Origin of the sequence: Xylanibacter ruminicola (assembly GCF_900107775.1) — a bacterium.
GTDB classification, from domain to species: Bacteria; Bacteroidota; Bacteroidia; order Bacteroidales; family Bacteroidaceae; genus Prevotella; species Prevotella ruminicola_C.
This window is the reverse complement of the sequence record NZ_FNRF01000002.1, coordinates 338,702-361,113: the sequence shown is the minus strand read 5'-3', so window position 1 is coordinate 361,113 and position 22,412 is coordinate 338,702. Positions and strand designations below refer to the sequence as shown.

General features: G+C 49.6%; 19 protein-coding genes and 1 pseudogene. 3 read left to right on the top strand and 17 right to left on the bottom strand.

Features of this window, described 5'->3' with window-relative positions:
* Nucleotides 1-175 precede the first annotated feature (175 nt).
* On the top strand, nt 176-2,716 hold the full coding sequence (locus BLU97_RS05575) for an ATP-dependent Clp protease ATP-binding subunit (RefSeq protein ID WP_074760620.1): 2,541 nt from the start codon (nt 176-178) through the stop codon (nt 2,714-2,716).
* Between the two features lie 12 nt (nt 2,717-2,728).
* Here BLU97_RS05575 and BLU97_RS05570 read toward each other — a convergent pair whose 3' ends face one another.
* The 9 genes and pseudogenes from BLU97_RS05570 to BLU97_RS05530 all read right to left on the bottom strand — a co-directional run bounded on the left by BLU97_RS05570 (nt 2,729) and on the right by BLU97_RS05530 (nt 11,031).
* Nucleotides 2,729-4,660 (bottom strand): NAD(+) synthase, encoded by a 1,932-nt coding sequence (locus BLU97_RS05570; protein ID WP_074760619.1) that lies wholly within the window; start codon nt 4,658-4,660, stop codon nt 2,729-2,731.
* A 17-nt stretch (nt 4,661-4,677) separates the two neighbouring features.
* Nucleotides 4,678-5,352 (bottom strand): annotated as a pseudogene (locus BLU97_RS05565) (DUF2027 domain-containing protein); the annotation flags it as partial.
* 90 nt (nt 5,353-5,442) lie between these two features.
* Nucleotides 5,443-6,045, bottom strand: a complete 603-nt coding sequence (gene rsxA, locus BLU97_RS05560; protein ID WP_028908485.1) for an electron transport complex subunit RsxA — start codon at nt 6,043-6,045, stop codon at nt 5,443-5,445.
* A gap of 38 nt (nt 6,046-6,083) precedes the next feature.
* Entirely contained in the window at nt 6,084-6,665 is a 582-nt protein-coding gene (gene rsxE / locus BLU97_RS05555) for an electron transport complex subunit RsxE (RefSeq protein ID WP_033149327.1), read from the bottom strand.
* Between the two features lie 3 nt (nt 6,666-6,668).
* Complete coding sequence (locus tag BLU97_RS05550) at nt 6,669-7,289, bottom strand: RnfABCDGE type electron transport complex subunit G (protein ID WP_074760617.1); 621 nt, start codon at nt 7,287-7,289, stop codon at nt 6,669-6,671.
* 26 nt (nt 7,290-7,315) lie between these two features.
* Nucleotides 7,316-8,308, bottom strand: coding sequence for an RnfABCDGE type electron transport complex subunit D (locus tag BLU97_RS05545; RefSeq protein WP_074760616.1), 993 nt, complete (start codon nt 8,306-8,308; stop codon nt 7,316-7,318).
* A 29-nt stretch (nt 8,309-8,337) separates the two neighbouring features.
* Nucleotides 8,338-9,714, bottom strand: coding sequence for an electron transport complex subunit RsxC (gene rsxC, locus BLU97_RS05540; protein ID WP_074760615.1), 1,377 nt, complete (start codon nt 9,712-9,714; stop codon nt 8,338-8,340).
* A complete protein-coding gene (locus BLU97_RS05535) occupies nt 9,711-10,592 on the bottom strand; it encodes a Fe-S cluster domain-containing protein (RefSeq protein WP_074760614.1) in 882 nt (293 codons plus the stop codon). Before BLU97_RS05535 ends, rsxC begins: the two co-directional genes overlap by 4 nt.
* A gap of 25 nt (nt 10,593-10,617) precedes the next feature.
* A complete protein-coding gene (locus tag BLU97_RS05530; RefSeq protein WP_074760613.1) occupies nt 10,618-11,031 on the bottom strand; it encodes a SoxR reducing system RseC family protein in 414 nt (137 codons plus the stop codon).
* Between the two features lie 154 nt (nt 11,032-11,185).
* Between BLU97_RS05530 and BLU97_RS05525 the strand changes: the two genes are divergently transcribed.
* Nucleotides 11,186-11,626 (top strand): hypothetical protein, encoded by a 441-nt coding sequence (locus BLU97_RS05525; RefSeq protein ID WP_013064705.1) that lies wholly within the window; start codon nt 11,186-11,188, stop codon nt 11,624-11,626.
* Here the strand turns inward: BLU97_RS05525 and BLU97_RS05520 are convergent.
* The 7 genes from BLU97_RS05520 to BLU97_RS05490 all read right to left on the bottom strand — a co-directional run bounded on the left by BLU97_RS05520 (nt 11,623) and on the right by BLU97_RS05490 (nt 20,575).
* On the bottom strand, nt 11,623-12,258 hold the full coding sequence (locus BLU97_RS05520; RefSeq protein ID WP_139208846.1) for a hypothetical protein: 636 nt from the start codon (nt 12,256-12,258) through the stop codon (nt 11,623-11,625). The two genes, BLU97_RS05525 and BLU97_RS05520, sit on opposite strands and share 4 nt — an antisense overlap.
* A gap of 5 nt (nt 12,259-12,263) precedes the next feature.
* On the bottom strand, nt 12,264-13,748 hold the full coding sequence (locus BLU97_RS05515; protein ID WP_033149320.1) for a glycoside hydrolase family 10 protein: 1,485 nt from the start codon (nt 13,746-13,748) through the stop codon (nt 12,264-12,266).
* A complete protein-coding gene (gene metH, locus BLU97_RS05510; protein WP_410543910.1) occupies nt 13,738-16,386 on the bottom strand; it encodes a methionine synthase in 2,649 nt (882 codons plus the stop codon). Before metH ends, BLU97_RS05515 begins: the two co-directional genes overlap by 11 nt.
* Nucleotides 16,387-16,467: 81 nt before the next feature.
* A complete protein-coding gene (smpB, locus tag BLU97_RS05505; RefSeq protein ID WP_013063647.1) occupies nt 16,468-16,950 on the bottom strand; it encodes an SsrA-binding protein SmpB in 483 nt (160 codons plus the stop codon).
* A 9-nt stretch (nt 16,951-16,959) separates the two neighbouring features.
* Nucleotides 16,960-17,463 carry a DMP19 family protein gene (locus BLU97_RS05500; protein WP_013065468.1) on the bottom strand — a complete coding sequence of 168 codons (504 nt, stop codon included), beginning with the start codon at nt 17,461-17,463 and terminating at the stop codon, nt 16,960-16,962.
* Nucleotides 17,464-17,482: 19 nt separating this feature from the next.
* The gene (locus BLU97_RS05495; protein ID WP_074760611.1) at nt 17,483-18,289 is read right to left on the bottom strand and encodes an MBL fold metallo-hydrolase; all 807 of its coding nucleotides are present in this window, start codon (nt 18,287-18,289) and stop codon (nt 17,483-17,485) included.
* A 96-nt stretch (nt 18,290-18,385) separates the two neighbouring features.
* On the bottom strand, nt 18,386-20,575 hold the full coding sequence (locus BLU97_RS05490; RefSeq protein WP_074760610.1) for a BamA/TamA family outer membrane protein: 2,190 nt from the start codon (nt 20,573-20,575) through the stop codon (nt 18,386-18,388).
* Between the two features lie 132 nt (nt 20,576-20,707).
* Between BLU97_RS05490 and BLU97_RS05485 the strand changes: the two genes are divergently transcribed.
* Nucleotides 20,708-21,448: a TrmH family RNA methyltransferase gene (locus BLU97_RS05485; RefSeq protein WP_074760609.1), complete on the top strand. Its 741-nt coding sequence runs from the start codon at nt 20,708-20,710 to the stop codon at nt 21,446-21,448.
* 11 nt (nt 21,449-21,459) lie between these two features.
* On the opposite strand, the gene BLU97_RS05480 is transcribed toward BLU97_RS05485, so the two are convergent.
* Entirely contained in the window at nt 21,460-22,356 is an 897-nt protein-coding gene (locus tag BLU97_RS05480; protein ID WP_139208844.1) for a glycoside hydrolase family 25 protein, read from the bottom strand.
* Nucleotides 22,357-22,412 lie beyond the last annotated feature (56 nt).

Below are 22,412 nucleotides of genomic sequence, written 5' to 3'. Positions count from 1 at the left end.
TGACGCGTTTTTAACCGTGCAAAGGTAATTATTTTTTTGCGACCCACCAAACCTTTTAAGCTATTTTATGGTAAAAAATTAGCTTTTTATGGCACGATGTTTGCAAGATTTGTTGTATCTTTGCAAAAGATATATAATAATAGGTATATTAATAACAATTAGAAACGAAACATAGATGACGACACAATTTTCGCCAAAACTATCAGAAATACTGGCTTTCTCGCGTGAAGAGGCAGCTCGACTGGCTAGCCGATCGGTGGGTCCAGAGCACCTGCTGCTTGGCATTCTGCGCAGTAACGAGGGTCCGGTTATCGACCTGTTTAACAGGCTGAACCTGAATATGCAGGCGGTTAAGACTGAACTGGAAATGCGCGTAAGGGAGGACGAGATTGGTCAGCCCATACACACTACCGACCTGGTGCTGAACGAGAAGGCCAGCAACGTACTGCGACTGGCTGTACTGGAAGCACGCATACAGAGAGCCAATAAGATAGACGAAAAACACCTGCTGCTGGCCATTCTGCACGACTTGGCTAACAACGGGGCAAAACAAGTTTTAGAAATGAACGATGTGACATACGACGACGCTGCAGCCATACTGTTTGCGCCAAAGAACACAAACGTAAGTAATAACGTGAGCAACGGCATAGGACTGCCCGACGAGGAGGAAGAGGAGTTTGAGATGACTGGCGGCAAGAGCGCTAACAGCAATGCCAACAGCCAGAGCACCACCGCCCAGAAGAAGCCCGCCTCGAAGACACCTGTGCTCGACAGCTTTGGCACCGATCTGACAAAGGCCGCTGCTGATGGAAAGCTGGACCCCTGTGTGGGGCGCGAGCGCGAGATACAGCGTATTGTAGAGATCCTGGGGCGCCGCAAGAAGAACAACCCCATACTGATTGGCGAGCCTGGTGTAGGTAAGAGCGCCATTGTAGAGGGACTGGCCCAGATGATTGAGGCCCACCACTGCAGTCCCATGCTGTTTGGAAAGCGCATTTTTACGCTGGATATGACAGGCGTTGTGGCAGGCACCAAGTATCGCGGACAGTTTGAGGAGCGCCTGAAAGCCCTGATGAAGGAGCTGGAGGCTAACCCCGACGTAATTGTATTCATCGACGAGATACATACCATTATCGGTGCAGGTTCAACCCCTGGCAGTATGGATGCTGCCAACATTATGAAACCTGCTTTGGCACGTGGCACCATACAGTGCATTGGTGCTACCACGCTGGACGAGTATCGCGAGAGCATTGAGAAGGATGGTGCCTTGGAGCGCCGATTCCAGAAGGTGCAGGTAGAAGCAACCACCAACGAGGAAACACTGCAGATTCTGCGTAACATCAAGGATCGCTACGAGCAGCACCACCATGTGACATATACTGACGCGGCACTCGAAGCCTGTGTCAAATTGACAGACCGCTATATTACCGACCGCTTTATGCCCGATAAGGCCATCGACGCTCTGGACGAGACTGGTTCGAAGGTACACTTAGGCAACGCCCAGATTCCACCCGAGATTATCGAGAAGGAGAAGGAACTGGCCGAGGCCCGCGAAAAGAAGCAGAAGGCAGTGAAGAACCAGAACTACGAGTTGGCAGCCGGTTATCGCGACCGCGAAACAACCCTTACCAAGGAACTGAAGGAGCTGAACGACCGCTGGACTAATGGCGAGGGTGAAGAGCGACTGGTGGTAGATGCCGATCAGGTGGCCGAGGTGGTATCGATGATGACGGGTGTGCCCGTACAACGCATGGCCGAACAGGAGGGCGTACGCCTGAAGGGTATGGCTGTAGAACTGAAGAATGCCGTGATAGCTCAGGATGCCGCTATCGACAAGATGGTAAAGGCCATCCAGCGCAACCGCGTGGGCCTGAAGGAGCCCAACCACCCTATCGGTGTGTTTATGTTCTTAGGTCCTACGGGTGTAGGAAAAACCTACCTGGCCAAGAAACTGGCCGAGTTTATGTTTGGCAGTAGCGATGCACTGATTCGTATCGACATGAGCGAATATACCGAGAGCTTTAACACCTCGAGATTGATTGGTGCACCTCCGGGATACGTAGGTTACGGCGAGGGCGGACAGCTGACAGAGCGCGTGCGCCGTCACCCCTACTCGATTGTTCTTTTAGATGAGATTGAGAAAGCTCACAGCAACGTATTCAACCTGTTGCTGCAGGTGCTTGACGAGGGACGCATGACAGATGGTAACGGACGACTGGTGGATTTCCGCAACACGGTAATTATCATGACTTCGAATGCCGGAACACGCCAGCTGAAGGACTTTGGTCGCGGTGTAGGTTTCGGTGCTACAGCACAAACGGGACTGATGAAGAGCGACAAGGACAAGCAGTATGCCCGCGACATTGTGCAGAAGGCACTGTCGAAGCAATTCTCGCCTGAGTTCCTGAACCGACTGGACGAGATTATAACCTTCGACCAGCTGGATCTGGATGCCATCAAGCGTATTATCGAAGTAGAACTGAAGGGCCTGTACAACCGTATTGAGCAGATAGGCTATCACATCGACCTGAGCGACGAGGCTAAGGAGTTTGTGGCCACCAAAGGTTACGATGTGCAGTTTGGCGCCCGTCCGCTGAAGCGCGCCATACAGAACTATCTGGAGGATGGCATTAGCGACCTGATAGTGAACGGCGACCTTGAACCGGGAGCCACCATCCATATCACACTTAAAGAAAATGAGTTAGCGTTTAGCTAACTCATTTCTTTTTTATAATGTGCTACATTCTTTCAACCAAAGGGCGGATGATGCATCACTAGGCATGCGCCAATCGCCACGGGGCGACAGGCTGACACTACCCACCTTAGGACCATCGGGCAAGCACGAACGCTTGAACTGCTGATTAAAGAATCGGCGACAGAAGGTGGTGAGCCATTTCTTTACCGTTTCCTCGTCGTAAAGTGCTGGCTTCTCGCTGGTAGCGGTGCAGAAGGCACGCTTGGCCAACAGGAAAATCTTCTTAGGACTGAAGCCGTAACGCAGGAAGTAATAGATAAAGAAATCATGCAACTCGTAAGGACCAACCAGATCCTCGGTCTTCTGCTTGATATTGCCGTTTTCGTCGGCAGGAATCAGCTCGGGCGAAATGGGGGTATCGATGATATCCATTAATGTATCGGTAGCCATTTCTCCTGCTACGTAGCCTACCAAGTAACGAATCAAAGTCTTGGGCACGCCGGCATTCACACCGTACATCGACATGTGGTCGCCATTATAGGTGGCCCAACCGAGTGCCAACTCCGACAGGTCGCCTGTACCCACCACGATGGCGTTCTCCTTGTTGGCCACATCCATCAGAATCTGGGTGCGCTCGCGTGCTTGCGAGTTCTCGTAGGTAATATCGTGAACCGAAGCATCGTGATTAATATCGCTGAAGTGCTGGGTTACAGCTGCGGCAATGCTGATTTCGCGAATGGTAACACCCAAGGTTTCCATCAGCTTCAGGGCGTTGTTATAGGTACGGTCGGTAGTACCGAAACCAGGCATGGTGATACCCACGATGCCCTGACGGTCGAGACCTAACTTATCGAAAGCCTTTACGGTTACGAGCAGTGCCAAGGTAGAATCCAAACCACCGCTGATACCGATAACAGCCTTCTTACCATTGATATGGTGCAGACGCTTTACCAAACCCATCACCTGGATATTGAGAATTTCCTCGCACGACGCCTGCATATCCTCGCTCTTGGGGATGAAAGGATACGGATCGATATTGCGGAAGAGCTCGAACGGACGTTGGCAGGTAGCCTTGCAGGCAATCTCGCGGGCGTGGGCGTTGCGCTGCGCATTGATGAAAGTGGTATTGGTGCGACGCTCAACATGCAGCGCCTGAACATCAATCTGGCACATCTTGATTTGTGGCTGCAACGAGAATCGGTCGCCTTCTTCAAGCAATCGTCCATTTTCGAAAATAATAGCATTACCGCCATAAACCACATCCTGAGTAGACTCGCCAAAACCGCAGCTTGCATAAACGTAGCCGCTTATCATGCGGGCACTCTGCTGGGCAAGCAGCGACTTAAGATAAGCATGCTTACCAATCAGCTCATCACTGGCCGAGAGATTGAAGATGACATCGGCACCAGCCAAAGCCAGATTGTTGCTAGGTGGTGTGGGTGCCCATACATCCTCGCAAATCTCGACACCAAACTTCACACCATCGGCAGTAACAAACACCTGTGGCTCGGCAGATACGTGAACGGGACTACCAGCAAAATAAATCTCGGTAGGATTCAGGTCCTGAGCCGATGCAAACCAGCGCTTCTCGTAAAACTCGCCGTAGTTGGGCAGGTAAACCTTTGGCACAATTCCCAACAGCTGTCCGCCCTGCAGTACAGCTGCACAGTTATACAGCAAACCGTTGACTACTACTGGCAAACCAACAATCACAATGACGTTAAGCTTACGGGTAAAATCAAGCAGTTTTACCACACCATCCTCGGCATGATCCAACAGGAGTTGCTCTTTAAACAGATCCTGACACGAATAGCCCGTGATGCAAAGCTCGGGGAACACCATCACCTCAACACCACGATCCTCGGCCTGAGCTATCAGGCTCTCAATCTGCTGCACATTATACTCTACATCGGCCACTTTTACGGTGGGCACAGCAGCTGCCACGTTTACAAATCCGTATTTCATAGTTTTACTTTTTGTACGTCGTTCTCAATGAGTGTGTAAATAAGTGCGGGCTGCTCGAAGAAGTCGTTCTCGCGGAAGGCATGCAGCTTGTAGAACTTAACGGTATCTACACGCACCTGGGCATTAACGGGCGACTTTAGCAGGAAATGTTTTTCGCGTTTATAAGCCACCAGTTGTACACACAGATGCTCAAGATCGTTCAGGTCCTCGCGACCGAACTCCTCGATAAACTCCTTGCAGTTAGGCTCAATCTCGCCCTCGCCTCTGAGCTTCCAGGCAGTACCCTCGGCAGTCATCAGCACATAGCGCAGATAATAGTTCGAGTCGTTAACCAAATAGCTCTCGAAACGGGTTTGCGAGAGTTCCTTTACATCCATGGGCACAAAAGCCAGAAAAGCACTCAGCTTGTCGCCACCCTTGCGCTCCTCGGGTTTTGGCTTAAAGGTAATGGGACGGTCGGCAGGCTCAATCTCGGGCTCCTCCTCGTCGGCAGTCATGCGAGCCTTGGCCTTCTGTTCAACCATACGGGTAGTTTCGTAGCTCTCCTCGCCTACCACTACCACCTCGTTGATGAGCATCGGCATCTGGAAGCCGTCCTCATCCTCAACAAGCACTATATTCTTGCCCTGGAAGCCAGCAACCTTTCCGCCGCCCACTTCGCTCAGGAATCTTACTTTATCTCCAATCTTCATTGTTATATATACTGTAAATTTGGGGCAAAGTTAAAAAAAAAAGCCCGAACTACAAAATAGTTCGGACTCTTTTTACCAATAGGTGGCTATTTAGTCGAGACCAAAGAGAATCTTCAGTCCGCCATCCACACCCGAGAAGCCCATAAAGGCCAAGCTGAGCAAACCAGCTGAAAGCATGACGATGGCCATACCCTGCATGCCCTTAGGAATCTTTACCAACTCCAGCTGCTCGCGCATACCGGCAAACACGGTGAGAGCTACGCCAAAGCCGATGGCTGTTGAGAAGGCATAGACTACCGACTGCAGCAGGTTGTAATCCTTCTGGATAACCAGAATAGCTACACCCAGCACAGCACAGTTGGTGGTAATCAGGGGCAGGAAAATACCTAATGCCTGATAGAGGGCTGGTGATACCTTTTTGAGCACAATCTCTACCATCTGTACCAGAGAGGCAATCACCAGGATAAAGGCAATCGTCTGCAGATACTGCAGGCCAAAGGCATCGAGCACATATTTCTGAACCAACCAGGTAACAATGGTGGCCAGCGTAAGCACAAAAGCTACAGCTGCCGACATACCCAGCGAGGTATCAATCTTTTTTGAAACGCCAAGGAACGGACAAATGCCCAGGAACTGCGACAACACGATGTTGTTGACAAATATGGCGCTAATGAAAATCAAAACGTATTCCATAATCTATTTATTGACCATTGAACATTGACCATTGAACATTAATTCCTAATTTTGTTCACGATGGCGATGAGGAAGCCGAGGGTGATAAACGCACCTGGAGGCAACACAAAGAGCAGGATGTTATAAGTCTCGGGAATCAGGGTGAATCCGAAGATTGAACCCGAGCCTAACAGCTCGCGACACATACCCAGCAGAGTAAGACCGAGTGTGAAACCAAGACCGATACCGATACCATCGAACAGCGAAGCTACGGGTGAGTTCTTTGCGGCAAAAGCCTCAGCACGACCCAGGATGATACAGTTAACCACAATCAGCGGGATAAACAAACCTAACGAGGCATCGACATCGGGCAGATAAGCCTTGATAACCATCTGCAGCAGCGTAACAAACGCAGCAATCACTACAATGAACACAGGAATACGTACCTTATCGGGAGTAACCGATTTTAAGCACGAGATAACCACATTGGTACAGATGAGTACCGCCATTGTGGCGAGGCCCATCGACATACCGTTGGCAGCAGAGGTGGTAGTGGCCAGCGTAGGACACATACCCAGCATGAGGACGAACGTGGGGTTCTCCTTAACAATGCCGTTTTTTATAATCTGTATTGCATTCATAAACTATTCACTTTTCTTTGTGGCGCCCGACTCGGCATCGATGGGGGCAGCCTTGTAAGCGTTATAAGCATTGTTGACAGCCAACAGGAAAGCACGACTGGTAATAGTTGATGCAGTAATGGCATCTACCTTACCACCATCCTTCGATACGGTGAGAGGCTGAGCAGGCGTAAGGCCGATAATATCGCCCTTCTCGCCCTTCTGGAACCACTTATCGGCCTTAGCACCAAGACCTGGTGTTTCGGCATGTTCCAACAGCGTGTAACCCAGAATCTGGCCCTCGGTATTAAAACCTACCAGCACCTTCAGGTTGCCACCAAATCCACCAGTGGTAGATTCAACAGCAGCACCCAAATCTTTACCCTGGGCATCCTTAGTTTCGTAAATCACATAAACCAGCTCCTTGCCCTTGGCATCGGTCTGCTTTACGGTATCGGTATTAGCTACCTGTAGGTCATCAACACACATCACCGACTTAATACCATCGGCCAGCGCCTTGGCTTTCTGATCGGCAATAGGCCCCTCGGTAAGGTGGTTCACAAAAGCCAGGATACCACCCATGATAACTGCTACTCCGGTGAGCACCAGCACCATATTTAATAATGACGATTCGAGTTTCTTCATAATCTTTTCATTTTTAAATTTTTACATTATTTCGAAACTTCCCCGAAACGTTTTGGTTTAACATAATTATTGATGAGCGGTGTGAACGCATTCATGATGAGAATGGCGAACGACATGCCCTCGGGATAAGCACCCCAGTTACGGATAACAACGGTGAGGAATCCGATGGCTACACCATAAATCAGCTGACCCTTTGGCGTCATAGGGCTGGTAACATAGTCGGTAGCCATAAAGATGGCACCCAGCATCATACCACCAGTGAGCAGCACGGTAAATGGATCAGGATAAACGGGATTAGCCAAATGCAGCAAACCAGAGAACACAAATGCGGTACCAAGGATTGATACAGGAATGTGCCAAGTGATGATGCGGTTATAGAGCATAAAGGCCAGGCCCAACAGCAGGGCCAATGCACAAATCTCACCCATGGCACCAGCACCACCCGAACTTGAACCTAAGAACAGGTCGAATGATGAGGGTAACTGCTCGAGCAACGAGGCATCGCCCATACGGATGGCCGAATTGATAATCGAAAGTGGTGTGGCACCTGTCTCGGCATCGAGATAGGTATCCCACTGTCCGATTTTTGGCCAAGTGGTCATCTGGGCAGGAAAAGCTACCAGCAAGGCAGCACGACCCACCAGCGCAGGGTTAAAGATATTGTTACCCAAACCACCGAACGTAAATTTAGCTACGCCGATGGCAAACAGCGCACCTATCAGGATAATCCAGATGGGCAGGTTCGAAGGTACGTTGAACGCCAGCAGCAGACCGGTGATAATGGCCGATCCGTCGAGCAGTGTATTCTGTTGTCTCTTCAGAATATATTTGCAGATAGCCCACTCGAAAAAGCAGCAGGCTGCCACACTGGTGGCGGTAACGATAACCGCACCCAAGCCAAAGAAATAGAACGAAGCGAGCAGCGCAGGCATCAGGGCGATGATAACACCGTACATGTTGCGCTCGATCGAATCGCGGCTATGAGCGTGTGGCGATAATGAAACTATTAACTTAGACATTAAACGTTAAACATTAAAGATTAAACATTTTATTTTTTGGCAGCAGCGCGGGCGCGGATGATACCCATCACCGTGCTCTTACCCAAGCGGATGTTATCCAACAGCGGACGGTAAGCCGGACAGGTGTACTGACACGAGCCACACTCGATACAGCTGGTGATATCCTCGCTCTCGGCACGCTCCCAGTTCTTAACCTCCGAGAGTTTTGCCAGCAGGTAAGGCTCCAAGCCCATTGGACAAACACCTACACACTTGGCGCAACGGATACAAGGCTGGGCATCCTTACGGCGAGCCTCATCATCAGAGATAATGGTTACCGAGTTGGTTCCCTTGCAGATGGGCACCTCTACCGAAGTAAGGGCCTTACCCATCATAGGTCCGCCAGCCAGCAGTTTGTTATCGCCCTCGGGCATACCGCCACAAGCATCGATCAAATCCTTCATCGGTGTACCCATACGCACCAGGAAGTTTCCTGGGTTCTGCAGTTTCTTACCGGTAACAGTAGTATAACGCTCAAACAGGGGTTTGTTCTTCATCACAGCCTCGTAAACGGCAAAGGCTGTACCCACATTCTGCACGATAGCACCCACATTTACGGGAATTGCAGGAGGTGCTGGTACCTGACGATTAATCACGGCATCAACCAACTGCTTCTCACCACCCTGTGGGTAGCGCTGCTTCAAGGGCACCACTTCTACATTAAACTTGGAACCTGCGATATTAAACTTTTCATCACATTTCTTGGTGAGCAGTTCGATAGCAGCAGGCTTGTTGGTTTCGATACCGATATAGCCCTTGGTTACCTTAGCGCCAATCATCAGAAGCTCGAGTCCAACCAGAATCTCATCGGCGTGCTCCATCATCAGGCGATAGTCGGCAGTGATATAAGGCTCGCACTCTACGGCATTGATAATCACGCACTCAGCCTTGGCTGTTGGTGGAGGCGTCAACTTGATAAAGGTGGGGAAACAAGCACCACCCATACCTACTACACCAGCGTTCTGCACACGCTTAACAATCTCCTCGGGAGTAAGCTCAGGATGAGCAGCCACCAGTTCGAGCTTATCAGAGCGGTCAATACTCTCTTCCCACTCGTCGCCCTCGACATTGATAATAATCACGGGCTTGCGATAGCCGGTAGCATCGATAGCCGTATCAATCTTGAACACGGTACCGCTGACCGACGAGAAAATAGGTGCCGACACAAAACCGCCAGCTTCGGCAATCATGGTTCCTACCTTTACCTTGTCGCCCTTCTGGACCACGGGTTTGGCAGGCGCACCGATATGCTGACCCAATGGAAAAATGGCCTGCTTAGGCAGCGCTGCTACCTTGGTGGCCACCTCGTGGGTAAGCTTATTCTCTGCAGGGTGGATACCACCCATACTAAATGTTTTTATCTTCATGCTTTTGCCTCCTCTTCTTTTTTAGGTTCTTTGGGCTTTGGTGCAGGTGCAGGCGTTGGGAAGTTAACATCCACGATAGCATGCTTAGGACAAACGGTGACACACTTGCGGCACAAACGGCACTTAGTGTGGTCGATGTAAGCCAGGTTGTTCTCAACGGTAATCGCACCAAAGTTACACTCCTTTTCGCACTTGCCGCAACCAATACAGCTAACGGCACAAGCCTTCATGGCAACAGGACCCTTGTCCTTGTTCACACACGATACGAACACGCGGCGCCCCTTGGGGCCTTTTTTGCGCAGCTCGATGATGTTACGCGGGCAAGCCTTTACACAAGCACCACACGAGGTACACTTCTCTTCGTCGACCTCGGGGATTCCTGTCTCAGGATTCAGACTGATAGCGCCAAACTGGCAGGCAGCCACACAATCGCCACAACCCAGACAGCCAAAGCCACAAGCTGTTTCGCCAGCGCCACAAGCGTGCATAGCGGCACAAGTGCGCAAGCCCGAATACTCGGCAATCTTGGCACGGTGCTCGCAAGTACCGTTACAACGCACTACGGCTACCATCGGCTCGGAATTAGCGATGGCCATCCCCAACAAGTCGGCTACCTTTCCCATGGTCTCAGCGCCGCCAACAGGACACATCAGTCCGTCGAGGCTTCCGGCGTCGGCACCCTTCACAAGGGCATCGGCCATACCGCTACAACCAGGGAATCCGCATCCACCGCAATTGGCTCCGGGCAACAACTCACCCACTTGCGCAATACGGGGATCCTCATAGACAGCGAACTTCTTGGAGGCTGCAAAAAGCACAATAGCAGCTATCAAGGCGATAGCTCCAAGTACAATTACTGCAATCAAGATGAAATTCATAATCTATTTGTTTTAGTTACTATAATTATTTCTCGATATTGAAGGCTATCTGTTGCTGAATGCGGTTCTTCATCGCCCACAGCGCCAGATAATAAGGTACCAACGATGCTAAAGCTACTAACGCAGCAAGTCCCTCATCGCTAGTAAGCTTCAGGGCTATCATCAGTACACATATTAATAATAAGAAAGGTGCACCAAAGCCTAACAGCAAGGCGCGATTGGCCACATCCTTCGATGCCCACACGGTAACCTCCTGCCCAACTTGATAGCTTGCGGTATCGGTGGTAAACACATCCACAATCTTAATTTTCGATTCGGCAGCGTTACAGTGCGAAGCTACCTTACAGGCAGCACACGCCGAGGTCTGGACAATCTGCACCTTGATGCATCCATCCATAATACTTTTAACGGTTCCCGAATGTGTTATCTTATTACTCATTAATTTGCTAAGTAGACATTACATTTTGCAAAGGTACGACAATCTGCTGAATAAAACAAGCGAAAATGCGGTTTTTTAGCAAAAATAATCGTAATCGTTTGCAATTACAAAAGATTTTTTATACTTTTGTCGCAGAATTAATACAAAAAGAAAGATGAAAGCAACCGAACTAGCTCAGCAGCAGATTGAGCGTGCTATCCGTAAGATAGCCGACAAGTTTCCTCCTACACAGGAGGCTAATGTAATGACCGATATCCATTTCCGCGTAACGCAGGATACCGGCGAGCTGATGGCGTTCGACGATAACGACGAAGAGATTAACCGTTGCATCATCGAAGACTGGATTGGCGATACATCCGACAATTTCTTCGAAGAGATACCTGCCGTGTTCCGCAAGTGTCTGGATAAGATGAAGGACACCATCGAGAATATGTCGATTCTGAAACCATTCTCGTTTGTACTGGAGAATGAAGACAAGGAGTCGGTAGCCGAGTTGTATCTGGTTGACGACGAGACCGTGATTTTCGATCCCGAACTGATGAAGGGTTTGGACGAAGATCTGGATGCGTTCCTGAAGCAGCTGCTGGCCGACTAATCTAACTCCTCACTTTTTTGTAACTGGAAATTACGCTGGGCATCTAGCGTAAACACTTCCTCTGTGCGTGTTTTGTGGGCTTCCTTCGAGTAGTCCATCAAATGAATTTCGTAATCACTCGTGATGGTGAAGTACTGCAGGATGTCTTCGGCACCGAAATCGTCGAGATCGGCCTCCTCATCAATCGCGTACAAACAGAGTTTATCTACAGGCAGATAATCGTTGTCTAAAGAATACAGCCACAAAGAGTATCTGTCGTCTTCCTCATCGGCAGCCAGAATCATCAGGCGTGCACCTAATGACTCGGATAGCGAGATGGCTTTCTGCTTGTTGTTACCCTCCAGCTCCAATGCCTTGGCAATATCCTGAGGCACGGGTTTGAAATCGGGCAGGTAACGCACCAGCTCATCGCTATAGGTAATGGGTAATGGCAGGAGGTTCAAGCTGTCGTAGAACTGCTTCAGCGGGTTATCGGCATCAGCCAAGTTGATACCCTGAGCCGCCAATCGCTCGGCAGCTTCTATCTTCTGAATACTGTCTAACTTGTGCTGCATCTCCTCAGCACTCATGCTCCTGCCGCCACAGGCAGCCAGCAGCATCACAGCAAAAATTCCTCCTATCAACCCTTTCATTGTTCTTATAATTTTATCTTCTTCGAAGCAGGTTTGCTCTCGTTCTGAATACGGTTCAGAGCAGTTACCACGTAAGTAAACTTCTCCTTACCCTCATCGTAAGGCAGCTTGTAGAAGGGCTTATCGGTGATGGCCACAATCTTCGAGGCATCATTTACATTCACCTTCTCGCCCTTGGCAAAACGATACACCACAAACTTGTTGGGGTGCTGATCCCAGTGCTTGCTGTGGGTGGGCGTCCAGAACAGGATGTAACCATCCTCGGTCCAAACGGGTGCCAGCTTCTTTACCTTCTTAGGAGCCTTATCGCTAAGGAAAGGCATCTCGGGCTGCAAGGCAGGATTCTGCCAGTACTTGGTGCGCAGCAAGGTGCCGTAATTACCCACATTATCAACAGCAGCCTTGGCATACCACAGTACGGTACCCTTCACAGCTGGGTTAGCACGGTGCAGATTCATCTTGGCATCCATCTGGTGCTTGTTGGGGTTCTGCAAATCGGGATATTTCACGGTGCGCTCAACATCCTCACCAATCACCAGCGGACGGTTGGCGGCATGCTGATTCCACCACTTAATCAGGGTTGCATAATCGGCAGCCTTATTGCCAATCTCCCAGTACAACTGGGGCACGCAATAATCCAACCAACCATTGTTTACCCACAACAGAATGTCGGCATACAAATCGTCGTAGTTCTGGGTGCCGTTGGTATTACTGCCCACAGGCGAACTCTTTTTGTTACGATAGATACCGAATGGCGAGATGCCCACCTTTACCCAAGGCTTAACCTCATGAATAGCCTGATAGAACTGCTCGATAAACAGGTTTACGTTATAACGGCGCCAGTCGTTCTGATCCTTGATACCATTAGAGTGATCGTGGAACAGCTCATCGTCGGGAATGCTCAGTCCCTTTACGGGGTAAGGATAGAAATAATCGTCCATATGAATACCATCCACATCGTAACGGGCTACGATATCCTTGGCAACCATACAGATATAATCACGGTTTTCCTGCATACCAGGATTCAGGATAAACAAATCGTCGTAAGCAAAACAGCTATAGGGCTTGCGAACGGCAATATGGTTATTGGCCAACTGATGGGTGGTCTTGGTCTTTGCACGGAAGGGGTTAATCCATGCGTGCAACTCCATACCGCGCTTGTGGCACTCGTCGATCATCCACTGCAGGGGATCCCAATAAGGATTGGGGGCCTTACCCTGTGTGCCGGTCAGGAATCGGCTCCAAGGCTCAATCTTACTTTCGTAGAGCGCATCGCACTCGGGGCGCACCTGGAAGATAATCACGTTTACGCCATCCTTCTTCAACTCGTCCAGCTGATAGGTAAGCGTTTGCTGCATCTTCTTAGTACCAAGATTCTGGAACTGTCCGTTCACACACTGTATCCAGGCTCCGCGCATTTCTCGCTTCTGAGCCCAAGTTGTCATCGCCAGCATCAGGGCGAGAGCCATCAATAGGTATTTATTCTTCATATTTGTATTTGTTCTTTCTTGCTTCTTCGAGTGACACAATCTGAGCCTGCTCCTGGTGATATTCCTCGCGCAGGGTTTCGTACTTCTGGTCGAGTTCATGCTCCACCGCCTGCTTGTCGGTCAACAGCTTCTGGGCAACCAGTGCATTCTGCGAGGCATCCTTCATCCATACTACCGGACCGCCATAAACGGGGGCAATTTTTAAAGCGACATGCAGCTCGCTGGTGGTAGCGCCACCAATCATGATGGGGATATCCAAACCAGCTTTCTTCAGCTCTTCGGCCACGTTCACCATCTCCTCTAAGCTGGGGGTTATCAAGCCGCTCAAACCAATCATATCCACGTGCTCCTCCTGAGCCTTTTTCACAATCTGCTCGGCAGGCACCATCACACCCATATCCAATACCTCGTAGCCGTTGCAGGCCATCACCACATTCACAATGTTCTTACCGATATCGTGCACGTCGCCCTTAACGGTAGCCAACAGCACTTTACCTGCCGAAGTGGTGCTCTCGGTTTTCTCAGCTTCGATGTAGGGCTGCAGGATATCAACGGCCTGCTTCATGGTGCGGGCTGTTTTCACCACCTGCGGCAGGAACATTTTTCCTTCACCAAACAGCGTACCTACGGTATTCATACCTGCCATCAGCGGACCCTCGATAATCTGTACCGCATGGGTAAACTTAGGCAGGGCCTCTTTCAAATCTTCCTCCAAGAATGTGCCGTCGCCCTTAATCAACGCCTGGGCTAATCGCTCTTCAACTGGCGTCTGGGCGCGGTCCTGAAAAGGGGTGTTTTCGCTCGTGGCGCCACCCGCTTCTTTCTTGGCTAATTCTTCCTCGAGTATCTTACCGGCCAACTCAATCAGAACCTCCGATGCACCCTTCTTGCGGTTCAGCACCACATCCTCGATTACTTCAAGCTGATCCTGAGGAATATCAGCATAAGTAACTTTGGTTGAAGGATTTACGATGCCGAAATCCATTCCTACTTGAATGGCGTGATACAGGAATACGGCATGCATGGCCTCGCGGATATAGTTGTTACCGCGGAACGAGAAACTCAGGTTACTCACACCACCACTGACGTGTGCACCTGGCAGATTCTGCTTAATCCATTCGGTAGCGCGGATAAAGTCGATAGCATAGGCATCATGCTCCTCCATACCCGTAGCAATGGCCAGGATATTGGGGTCGAAGATGATATCGAGCGGGTTCATGCCTACCTGCTCAGTGAGAATCTTATAAGCACGTGAGGCGATCTCGATACGACGCTCGTAAGTAGTGGCCTGTCCCTCTTCGTCGAAACACATCACCACCACAGCAGCACCATAACGCATCACATCCTGCGCGTGCTCGATAAACTTCTGCTCGCCCTCTTTCAGCGAGATAGAGTTGACGATACTCTTACCCTGCACGCACTTCAGTCCGGCTTTGATCACCTCCCAATTCGACGAGTCGATCATCACGGGCACTTTAGCGATATCAGGCTCGGCTGCAATCATATTCAGGAAGGTTGTCATCTCCTGCTTGGCATCCAGCAAGCCATCGTCCATATTGATATCAATTACCAAGGCACCATCGGCCACCTGTTTGCGGGCGATAGATATAGCCTCGTTGTATTTCTTTTCCTTAATCAGTCGCAGGAACTTTCGCGAGCCTGCCACATTGCATCGCTCACCCACATTCACAAAATGCACCTCGTCGGTTACATTCTGCAGTTCCAATCCCGACAGCCACATCGTGGTAGATTTCTCTGCGGGCACATGGGGTTTCTTGCCAACCACCAGCGGACCATACAAACGGATAAACTCATCGGTAGTACCGCAGCAGCCACCAATGATATTCACGATACCCTCATCCACCAGTTCACCCATCTTGGGAGCCATACTCTCTGCGGTCTCATCGTAAAGACCAAGGGCGTTGGGCAATCCGGCATTGGGGTGACAGCTGATATAATAAGGTGCTTTCTGGGCCAACTCGCGGATAAAAGGTTTCATCTGCGTGGCACCAAACGAGCAGTTCAGTCCGATAGAGAAAATAGGATAAGTGCTAACGCTGGCCAGGAACGCCTCAAGCGTCTGACCCGATAACGTACGACCAGCCAGATCGCTCACCGTTACCGACACCATAATGGGCAATTCTACCCCGCGTGCTTCCATCGCGCGCATACAGGCATCGATGGCACATTTGGCATTCAGCGAGTCGAAGATGGTCTCTATCAGCAGCGTATCTACCCCACCCTCAATCAGTCCGTCGGCCTGTTCCTGATAAGCCTCCAGCATCTCGTCGTAAGTCACATCGCGGAAAGCTGGATTGCTTACATCGGGCGACATCGAAAGGGTTTTGTTGGTAGGACCGATCGAACCTGCCACAAAGCGGGGTTTGTCGTCGGTACTATACTCATCAGCCAACTGTCGGGCTAAGCGTGCCGACTCGCTGGCCATCTCATGCGCACGGTCTTCAAGATGATATTCAGCCTGCGAAATGCGCTGACTGCTGAACGTGTTGGTGGTGATGATATCGGCACCGGCTTCGAGGTATTTGCGATAAATATCCGAAACTATCTCGGGGTGTGTCAGGTTCAGCTCGTCGCTGTTACCCACCTTGCCCATCACGGCACCTATCATGGTTCCCATACCGCCATCGAGTATGAGAATACGCTGTTTTATGATCTCGTTTAGTTTCTTCACTTTTAATGTTTAATCTTTAATGTTCAATCATTTCCAGACTTTCATCGCACGGTCCATTTCACGGCGATCCTCCTTTTCCTTCAGCGTCTGGCGCTTGTCGAATTCCTTCTTACCCTTACACAGCGCCACATCTACCTTGGCCCGGCCTTTGTCATCGATAAACACCAAGGTGGGCACGATGGTAAAACCCGTTTGTTTGGTGGCACTCTCAAGGGCGCGTATTTCTTTCTTGGTTAGCAACAGCTTTCTGTCGCGTTTGGCTTCGTGGTTGTTGTACGAACCGTAGAAGTAAGGACTTACGTTCATGCCCTTCACCCACAGTTCGCCGTTAAGCACCACGCAATAGGTATCCACCAAGCTCGCCTTACCCAGTCGGATGCTCTTAATCTCCGTACCGGTAAGCACGATGCCTGCAGTATAGGTTTCAACAAAGAAGTACTCGAACGAGGCCTTCTTGTTGCGAATCTGTACAGGACTCTTTTTGCGTAACTGTTCTTCTGTCTTGTTCATCTCTTACTATTAAATGATCTTGGCGAAGTTGTCCAGGTGATCGTCCACATAATGGGCGATATCCTCGGTCCACTCTTCCTCGTTCTCGATAAAGATATCATCCAGATTCTCGAACTCAGGATACTGCTCGAACATAGCCATGAAATCCTCGTCGCTCTTCTCGGTTTCAATCTCTTCGCGATATTTCAGCCACAGGGTGTGGGCATCGTAAATCAACTTTGAGGGGGCACGCATATCCCACTGGCGCAGTGCTTTGGCCAAGGGGTTCTTAAAGATGAAGGGACCGTAGCCGTTGTAAATCAGCTGTACAAATCCGCCATCCATCACCTCTTCGTGCAGAATGTTCCAGGCCAGCAATGTCAGCTGGTCGGCATTCAACTTGGCCATGCTCTCGGCAGTCAGTTCGCCACCGATAGCATCGTAGATAGCCTTTACAAACACATCCAGGAACTCATCCATTCCCTCGAGTGCAGCCTGCTGCAAATCCTCGTCTTTTACAATTACCTCCACCATATCTCTCAATTCTAAATTCTCACTTCTCAATCTCGTAGACTCCTGTTGGTGTCTTGCGCTTCAGCACTTCCAGCTCCACATCCTTGCCAGGAATCACACCATGACTGCGCAGGATGGTTTCTACCGTCTTACGTGCCAACTCAGGATGATTGTTCTCCTCGCTCAGGTGGCACAGCCAAACGTGCTTCAGACCCTCGCTCATATTCTCAACCAGCGCCTCACCACACGATACGTTCGACAGGTGTCCGCTACCACTCAGAATGCGCTGCTGCAGATAAGCGGGATAAGGACCGTTCTTCAGCATCTCCACATCGTGGTTGGCCTCGATCACCAGGTAGTTGGCACGATTAATGGCCTGCTTGATATCGTCGGTAATGCTACCCACATCGGTAAGCACCACAAACACAATACCTTCAACCTCCAGCTCGTAGCCCACATTCTCGCTGGCATCGTGAGGCACAGCAAAAGGGCGCACCTTAAAGTCGCCAAGCTGCACTTGCTCGCCAATTACCAACTCGTGTTTATGATCTTGCGATACTTTCTTCGTTACACAATAATTCTGGTCTATGCCCTCATGCACTTTATGCGTGGCATAAACAGGCAGGTTGCAGTCGTGACTCAGGGCACCCACACTTTTAATGTGGTCGGCATGATCGTGCGTTATCAAGATACGCTTCACGGAATTAAGCTGAATACCATACTCTCTACAATACTTCTTCAGTGTGCGTATTCCTATACCAATATCTATAATCAGCCCGTCGGTCGCTGTGCCCAGATAATAGCAATTACCGCTGCTACCGCTTCCAAAGGATATAAACTTCAACATCTCAAATATAATTTTCGTGCAAAGGTAGCACAAATAATCGAGAAATGAGAATTTAAAATTTAGAGATGCCGTACTATTTTACTTTTTTAACAGTAATTAGAATGGCATACCTACTGCAAAGTGGAAGGCAAGGTCGCGACTCAACTTTGGATGAAGAAGTGGGTAGTGAGCTTCCGACTCAATCTCGAAAGCAGGATTGATGGCTTTCATACCCAAATCAAAGCGCAGAATAAAATAGTCGAAGTTCAGTCGCAAACCAGCACCATAGCTCACAGCCAAGTCGCTCAGGAAGGTATTAAACTTAAACTGTCCGCCAGGCTGATCGGGATAATCGCGCAGCGTCCAGATGTTACCGGCATCGGCAAAAATAGCGCCGTTGAATTTCCAGAACAACTTCATGCGATATTCCACGTTCAAATCCAGCTTCAGGTCACCCGTCATTGTAATAAAGTTTATACGTCCATCCTTGTCCTTATATCGACCGGGACCGAGACTACGAACCGACCATCCACGAACGCTGTTGGCACCACCCGAGAAGTAACGTTTCTCGAATGGCAACACCTTAGAGTTGCCATACGGATAAGCTACTCCCAGACCGATGTGGAACACCAACTGATCGTTAGTACCCTTGAAGATTTGCTGGGTATAGTCAAAATCGCCTTTTACATACTGTGCATAGGCGATATTAAAAAGTTTGTATTGTCCCAAATCATCCCTATCACCACCAAAAATCTTTGAGCAGGCTCCCAACAGATTTCCAGCTGTTTCAACATTGGTTTTCAGCGCTACCACACCGTTGTTATACACGTAGCCAAAACCCATTTTCATAATAAACAGGTCTTCGTAATTGTAGCGCAGAATCACGTTCTGATTCGAGGTATTATCAAGATATTCTGTCTTAAAAGTTTCACTAATCCAAGGCATGAACACATAGTTCAGATTCACCAGATCGAAACGATAGCTATCATGATGATTCTGGGGTTTCCAAAGATACGACCAACCAGCTGACAAGACTCGACGATGAAACTCAGGACGGTCCTGCACATCGTAAAGCAGCGACAACTCGCTGGTAGCAATCGTGCGACGACGGAAACCACGACTCAGGAACGGCATGATGAATCTTGGGAACGAGAGCTTGGTTTCGGCGCTATACTCGGTAAAGTCCTGATTGCTGTAACCCTCCAAACCCTTTATAGCCTCGTAGGCACCACGCAACTGCAAACTGAATGTTTCCGACCCACGGAACAGGTTGCGGTTCTGATAAGTGAGCGAGGCCGCAGCACCAAAGTCACCTGCGGTATTGGTGCCCTCGGGCTGGAAACTGATGGTAGATGGCTTGTTGGTCTGCACCTGAATCGTAGCATCCAGCAAGGTGGTATCGGGCTGCTGCTCAAAAGCGATATTGGTATATTTTACAGCCCCCAATCGTCCGAAGTGATTATAGGTATTCTGCAGCTTTTCAGCCGAATAAGGCTTTCCTGATTCCAGAAACGTATTCTCGCTCAGCACTTTGGGACGCAAATGCATATGGTCGTCGGCACCACTCTCGTACTTGATACTATCGATGGTATAGGCCTTGTGCTGCTGTTGCAACAACAGCTTCAGGTTAACCCCCTGCTGCACCTCATCCTTACGAGCACCATAGGTGATATACTCCTTGTGAAAACGGAAGTAACCACGATTCTGCAGAAACTGGGTGATGGCATTACGCTCAGCCGACAGCGTCTCAACGCTGAACTGCATACCCTGATGCAACAACGACGAACGACCACGCAGCAAACGCGTCACCGTGGTATCTTCGATCACAAAATCCAGTTCGCGTATAAAGTAGGGCTTGCCTGGATGTAGCACATACACGGCATCCAGCTTATGCTTGTTCTTATCGATAAACAGTTCAACCTGAGCATCCAGATAGCCTTTGTTCTGCAGGGCTTGCTGCAGATCCTTGCAAGTCATCTGTGCCTGAAGCGTATCGTAGATAACAGGCGCCTCGCCCATCTGTCGCAGCATACGGTTCACCCACGAGCTATCCTTACCCGCCATCGCATAAACACCCAAAGGCAACTTTACGGCCGAGAACCAGCGCGAGTTAGGTTTCTGTCGCACATAGCCCTTCAAACTACCCGGATTAATATCGTGATACTTACCATCGGTAACCACCTTAACTTTGTTCAGCAGATAGCTGTCTTCCGGAATATCACGACTCACCGAACAGCTACTCAGAACGAGTGCTGCAGCCAGACATATGGGGGGTAAAAACCTATTATGAGTTGCCTTCAGATCCATTTTGGCGCAAAATTAATAAAAAAAACGGCACGAATGGCACGAATTAACACGAAATATTAAAAAAATTCGGCTAATTCGCGTAATTCATGCCTAAAAACCTGTAACTTTGCACAAAAATCAGATGAACAGAGTATGATAAGCAAAAATCAGATTAAATACGTACACCAACTTGAGTTGAAGAAGTTTCGCAAACAAGAGGGCCTTTTTATTGCCGAAGGTCATAAGGTTGTGGGCGATTTACTGAAAGCCGGCTATCCCCCCAAGCAGCTGTTTGCTACAGCCGAATGGATAGCTGCCAACCCTGTTGCCGGTGCCATCGAGGTCACCAACGACGAGCTTACCAAACTCTCTCTACAGCAGCACCCCCAACAGGTGCTCGCCCTCTTCCCCATACCTACCCCCCAACACCAAACACAAAGCACCCAACAACTCTCTATCCTGCTCGACAACATCCAGGATCCCGGCAACCTGGGCACCATCATCCGTATTGCCGACTGGTTTGGTATCGACACTATTTTCTGTAGCGAGGGGACGGTAGACGCCTGGAACCCCAAAGTGGTTCAGGCCACCATGGGCTCTATTGCCCGCGTACACCTTATATATATAGACACCATGCAACTGCTTGATTCGCTACCTAAGGATTTCCCCGTTTACGGCACCTTCCTGGACGGCGAGAACATCTACACACAAGAGTTGTCGCAACAAGGACTGATTGTAATGGGCAACGAGGGTAATGGCATCAGCGATGCCATACGCGAACGTGTTACCCACAAGTTGCTGATTCCTGATTTCCACAAGGGTCCAACTGCCGATAGCCTGAATGTAGCCATCGCCACCGCTATCACCTGCTCCGAATTCCGCCGCAGGGGATAACATACAAAAACTTATTCCCGGTAAGCTTTTTCGCCAATCGTCTCTTGCGAACCAAGAGTCATTTGACGCAGATCGTAATACGAGCCGTTGTAGATATTAAAGTCAACCGTGCCCTTAATACCAGGCAATCGGCCCACATCTGTATGCTGCCAGAATTTCCAAGGTCCCTGGTATTCCAGCGAATCCACATAGTAATGCGCTATCCAGTAAGGATACTCATCAAACACGGGATCGTTAAGATAGCGCGTCTTGAATTTAAAATAGGTATAGATAATCGGTTTCACCTGATAGTGTTTCTCTACAATATCAAGCCATTGTAACACCGAGTTTTTAAACTGTTCGTCAGTCTGATTCTTAGGTTTATGCTCCACGTCCAGCACTGGTGGCAGATCGCCGTTCTCCAGTTTTACCGTGCTGATAAAATGGTAAGCCTGCTGTTCGGCAGGTGTGTGAACGCTGTAGAAATGGTAAGCGCCACGCGTAAAACCATTTTCGCGAGCCTGATAAAAGTTATCGCGGAAATTCTCGTCAGTACGTGTCGCACCTTCGGTAGCCTTGATCATCACAAAGCGGATAGGACAATGATTAATAGTGCCGTTATCCTTCAGCTCATCCCAGTTGATGCGTCCCTGATGATGACTGATATCGATACCATGAATCTCGTAGCCCTCGGGATAGCTCACGTCGCCATAAAGGGCACGCCAGCGGAATCCGAACGGACCTACAAAGAAATAATAGAAAAAGTAAACGTATACCGCCACAACTGCACCACCGCCTACCCAATACGCCCACCCAGGCATATGTTGTAGAATACGGACAAAGAATCCGGGCTTACGATGGCCACGTGGACCATGGTAAGTGCGGGTAGTACCTACCCCTTTTCTACGAACAACTCGGCGCTTTGGCATCAACGAAAAAGAAAAGGCACGAATTACACGAATTTACGCGAATAAATAATATAATT

Coding starts and splice junctions, on each gene's coding strand:
- BLU97_RS05575 (WP_074760620.1), top strand. CDS start 176: ATGACGACACAATTTTCGCCAAAACTATCAGAAATACTGGCTTTCTCG.
- BLU97_RS05570 (WP_074760619.1), bottom strand. CDS start 4,660: ATGAAATACGGATTTGTAAACGTGGCAGCTGCTGTGCCCACCGTAAAA.
- rsxA (WP_028908485.1), bottom strand. CDS start 6,045: ATGGAATACGTTTTGATTTTCATTAGCGCCATATTTGTCAACAACATC.
- rsxE (WP_033149327.1), bottom strand. CDS start 6,665: ATGAATGCAATACAGATTATAAAAAACGGCATTGTTAAGGAGAACCCC.
- BLU97_RS05550 (WP_074760617.1), bottom strand. CDS start 7,289: ATGAAGAAACTCGAATCGTCATTATTAAATATGGTGCTGGTGCTCACC.
- BLU97_RS05545 (WP_074760616.1), bottom strand. CDS start 8,308: ATGTCTAAGTTAATAGTTTCATTATCGCCACACGCTCATAGCCGCGAT.
- rsxC (WP_074760615.1), bottom strand. CDS start 9,714: ATGAAGATAAAAACATTTAGTATGGGTGGTATCCACCCTGCAGAGAAT.
- BLU97_RS05535 (WP_074760614.1), bottom strand. CDS start 10,592: ATGAATTTCATCTTGATTGCAGTAATTGTACTTGGAGCTATCGCCTTG.
- BLU97_RS05530 (WP_074760613.1), bottom strand. CDS start 11,031: ATGAGTAATAAGATAACACATTCGGGAACCGTTAAAAGTATTATGGAT.
- BLU97_RS05525 (WP_013064705.1), top strand. CDS start 11,186: ATGAAAGCAACCGAACTAGCTCAGCAGCAGATTGAGCGTGCTATCCGT.
- BLU97_RS05520 (WP_139208846.1), bottom strand. CDS start 12,258: ATGAAAGGGTTGATAGGAGGAATTTTTGCTGTGATGCTGCTGGCTGCC.
- BLU97_RS05515 (WP_033149320.1), bottom strand. CDS start 13,748: ATGAAGAATAAATACCTATTGATGGCTCTCGCCCTGATGCTGGCGATG.
- metH (WP_410543910.1), bottom strand. CDS start 16,386: ATGGGAACCATGATAGGTGCCGTGATGGGCAAGGTGGGTAACAGCGAC.
- smpB (WP_013063647.1), bottom strand. CDS start 16,950: ATGAACAAGACAGAAGAACAGTTACGCAAAAAGAGTCCTGTACAGATT.
- BLU97_RS05500 (WP_013065468.1), bottom strand. CDS start 17,463: ATGGTGGAGGTAATTGTAAAAGACGAGGATTTGCAGCAGGCTGCACTC.
- BLU97_RS05495 (WP_074760611.1), bottom strand. CDS start 18,289: ATGTTGAAGTTTATATCCTTTGGAAGCGGTAGCAGCGGTAATTGCTAT.
- BLU97_RS05490 (WP_074760610.1), bottom strand. CDS start 20,575: ATGGATCTGAAGGCAACTCATAATAGGTTTTTACCCCCCATATGTCTG.
- BLU97_RS05485 (WP_074760609.1), top strand. CDS start 20,708: ATGATAAGCAAAAATCAGATTAAATACGTACACCAACTTGAGTTGAAG.
- BLU97_RS05480 (WP_139208844.1), bottom strand. CDS start 22,356: ATGCCAAAGCGCCGAGTTGTTCGTAGAAAAGGGGTAGGTACTACCCGC.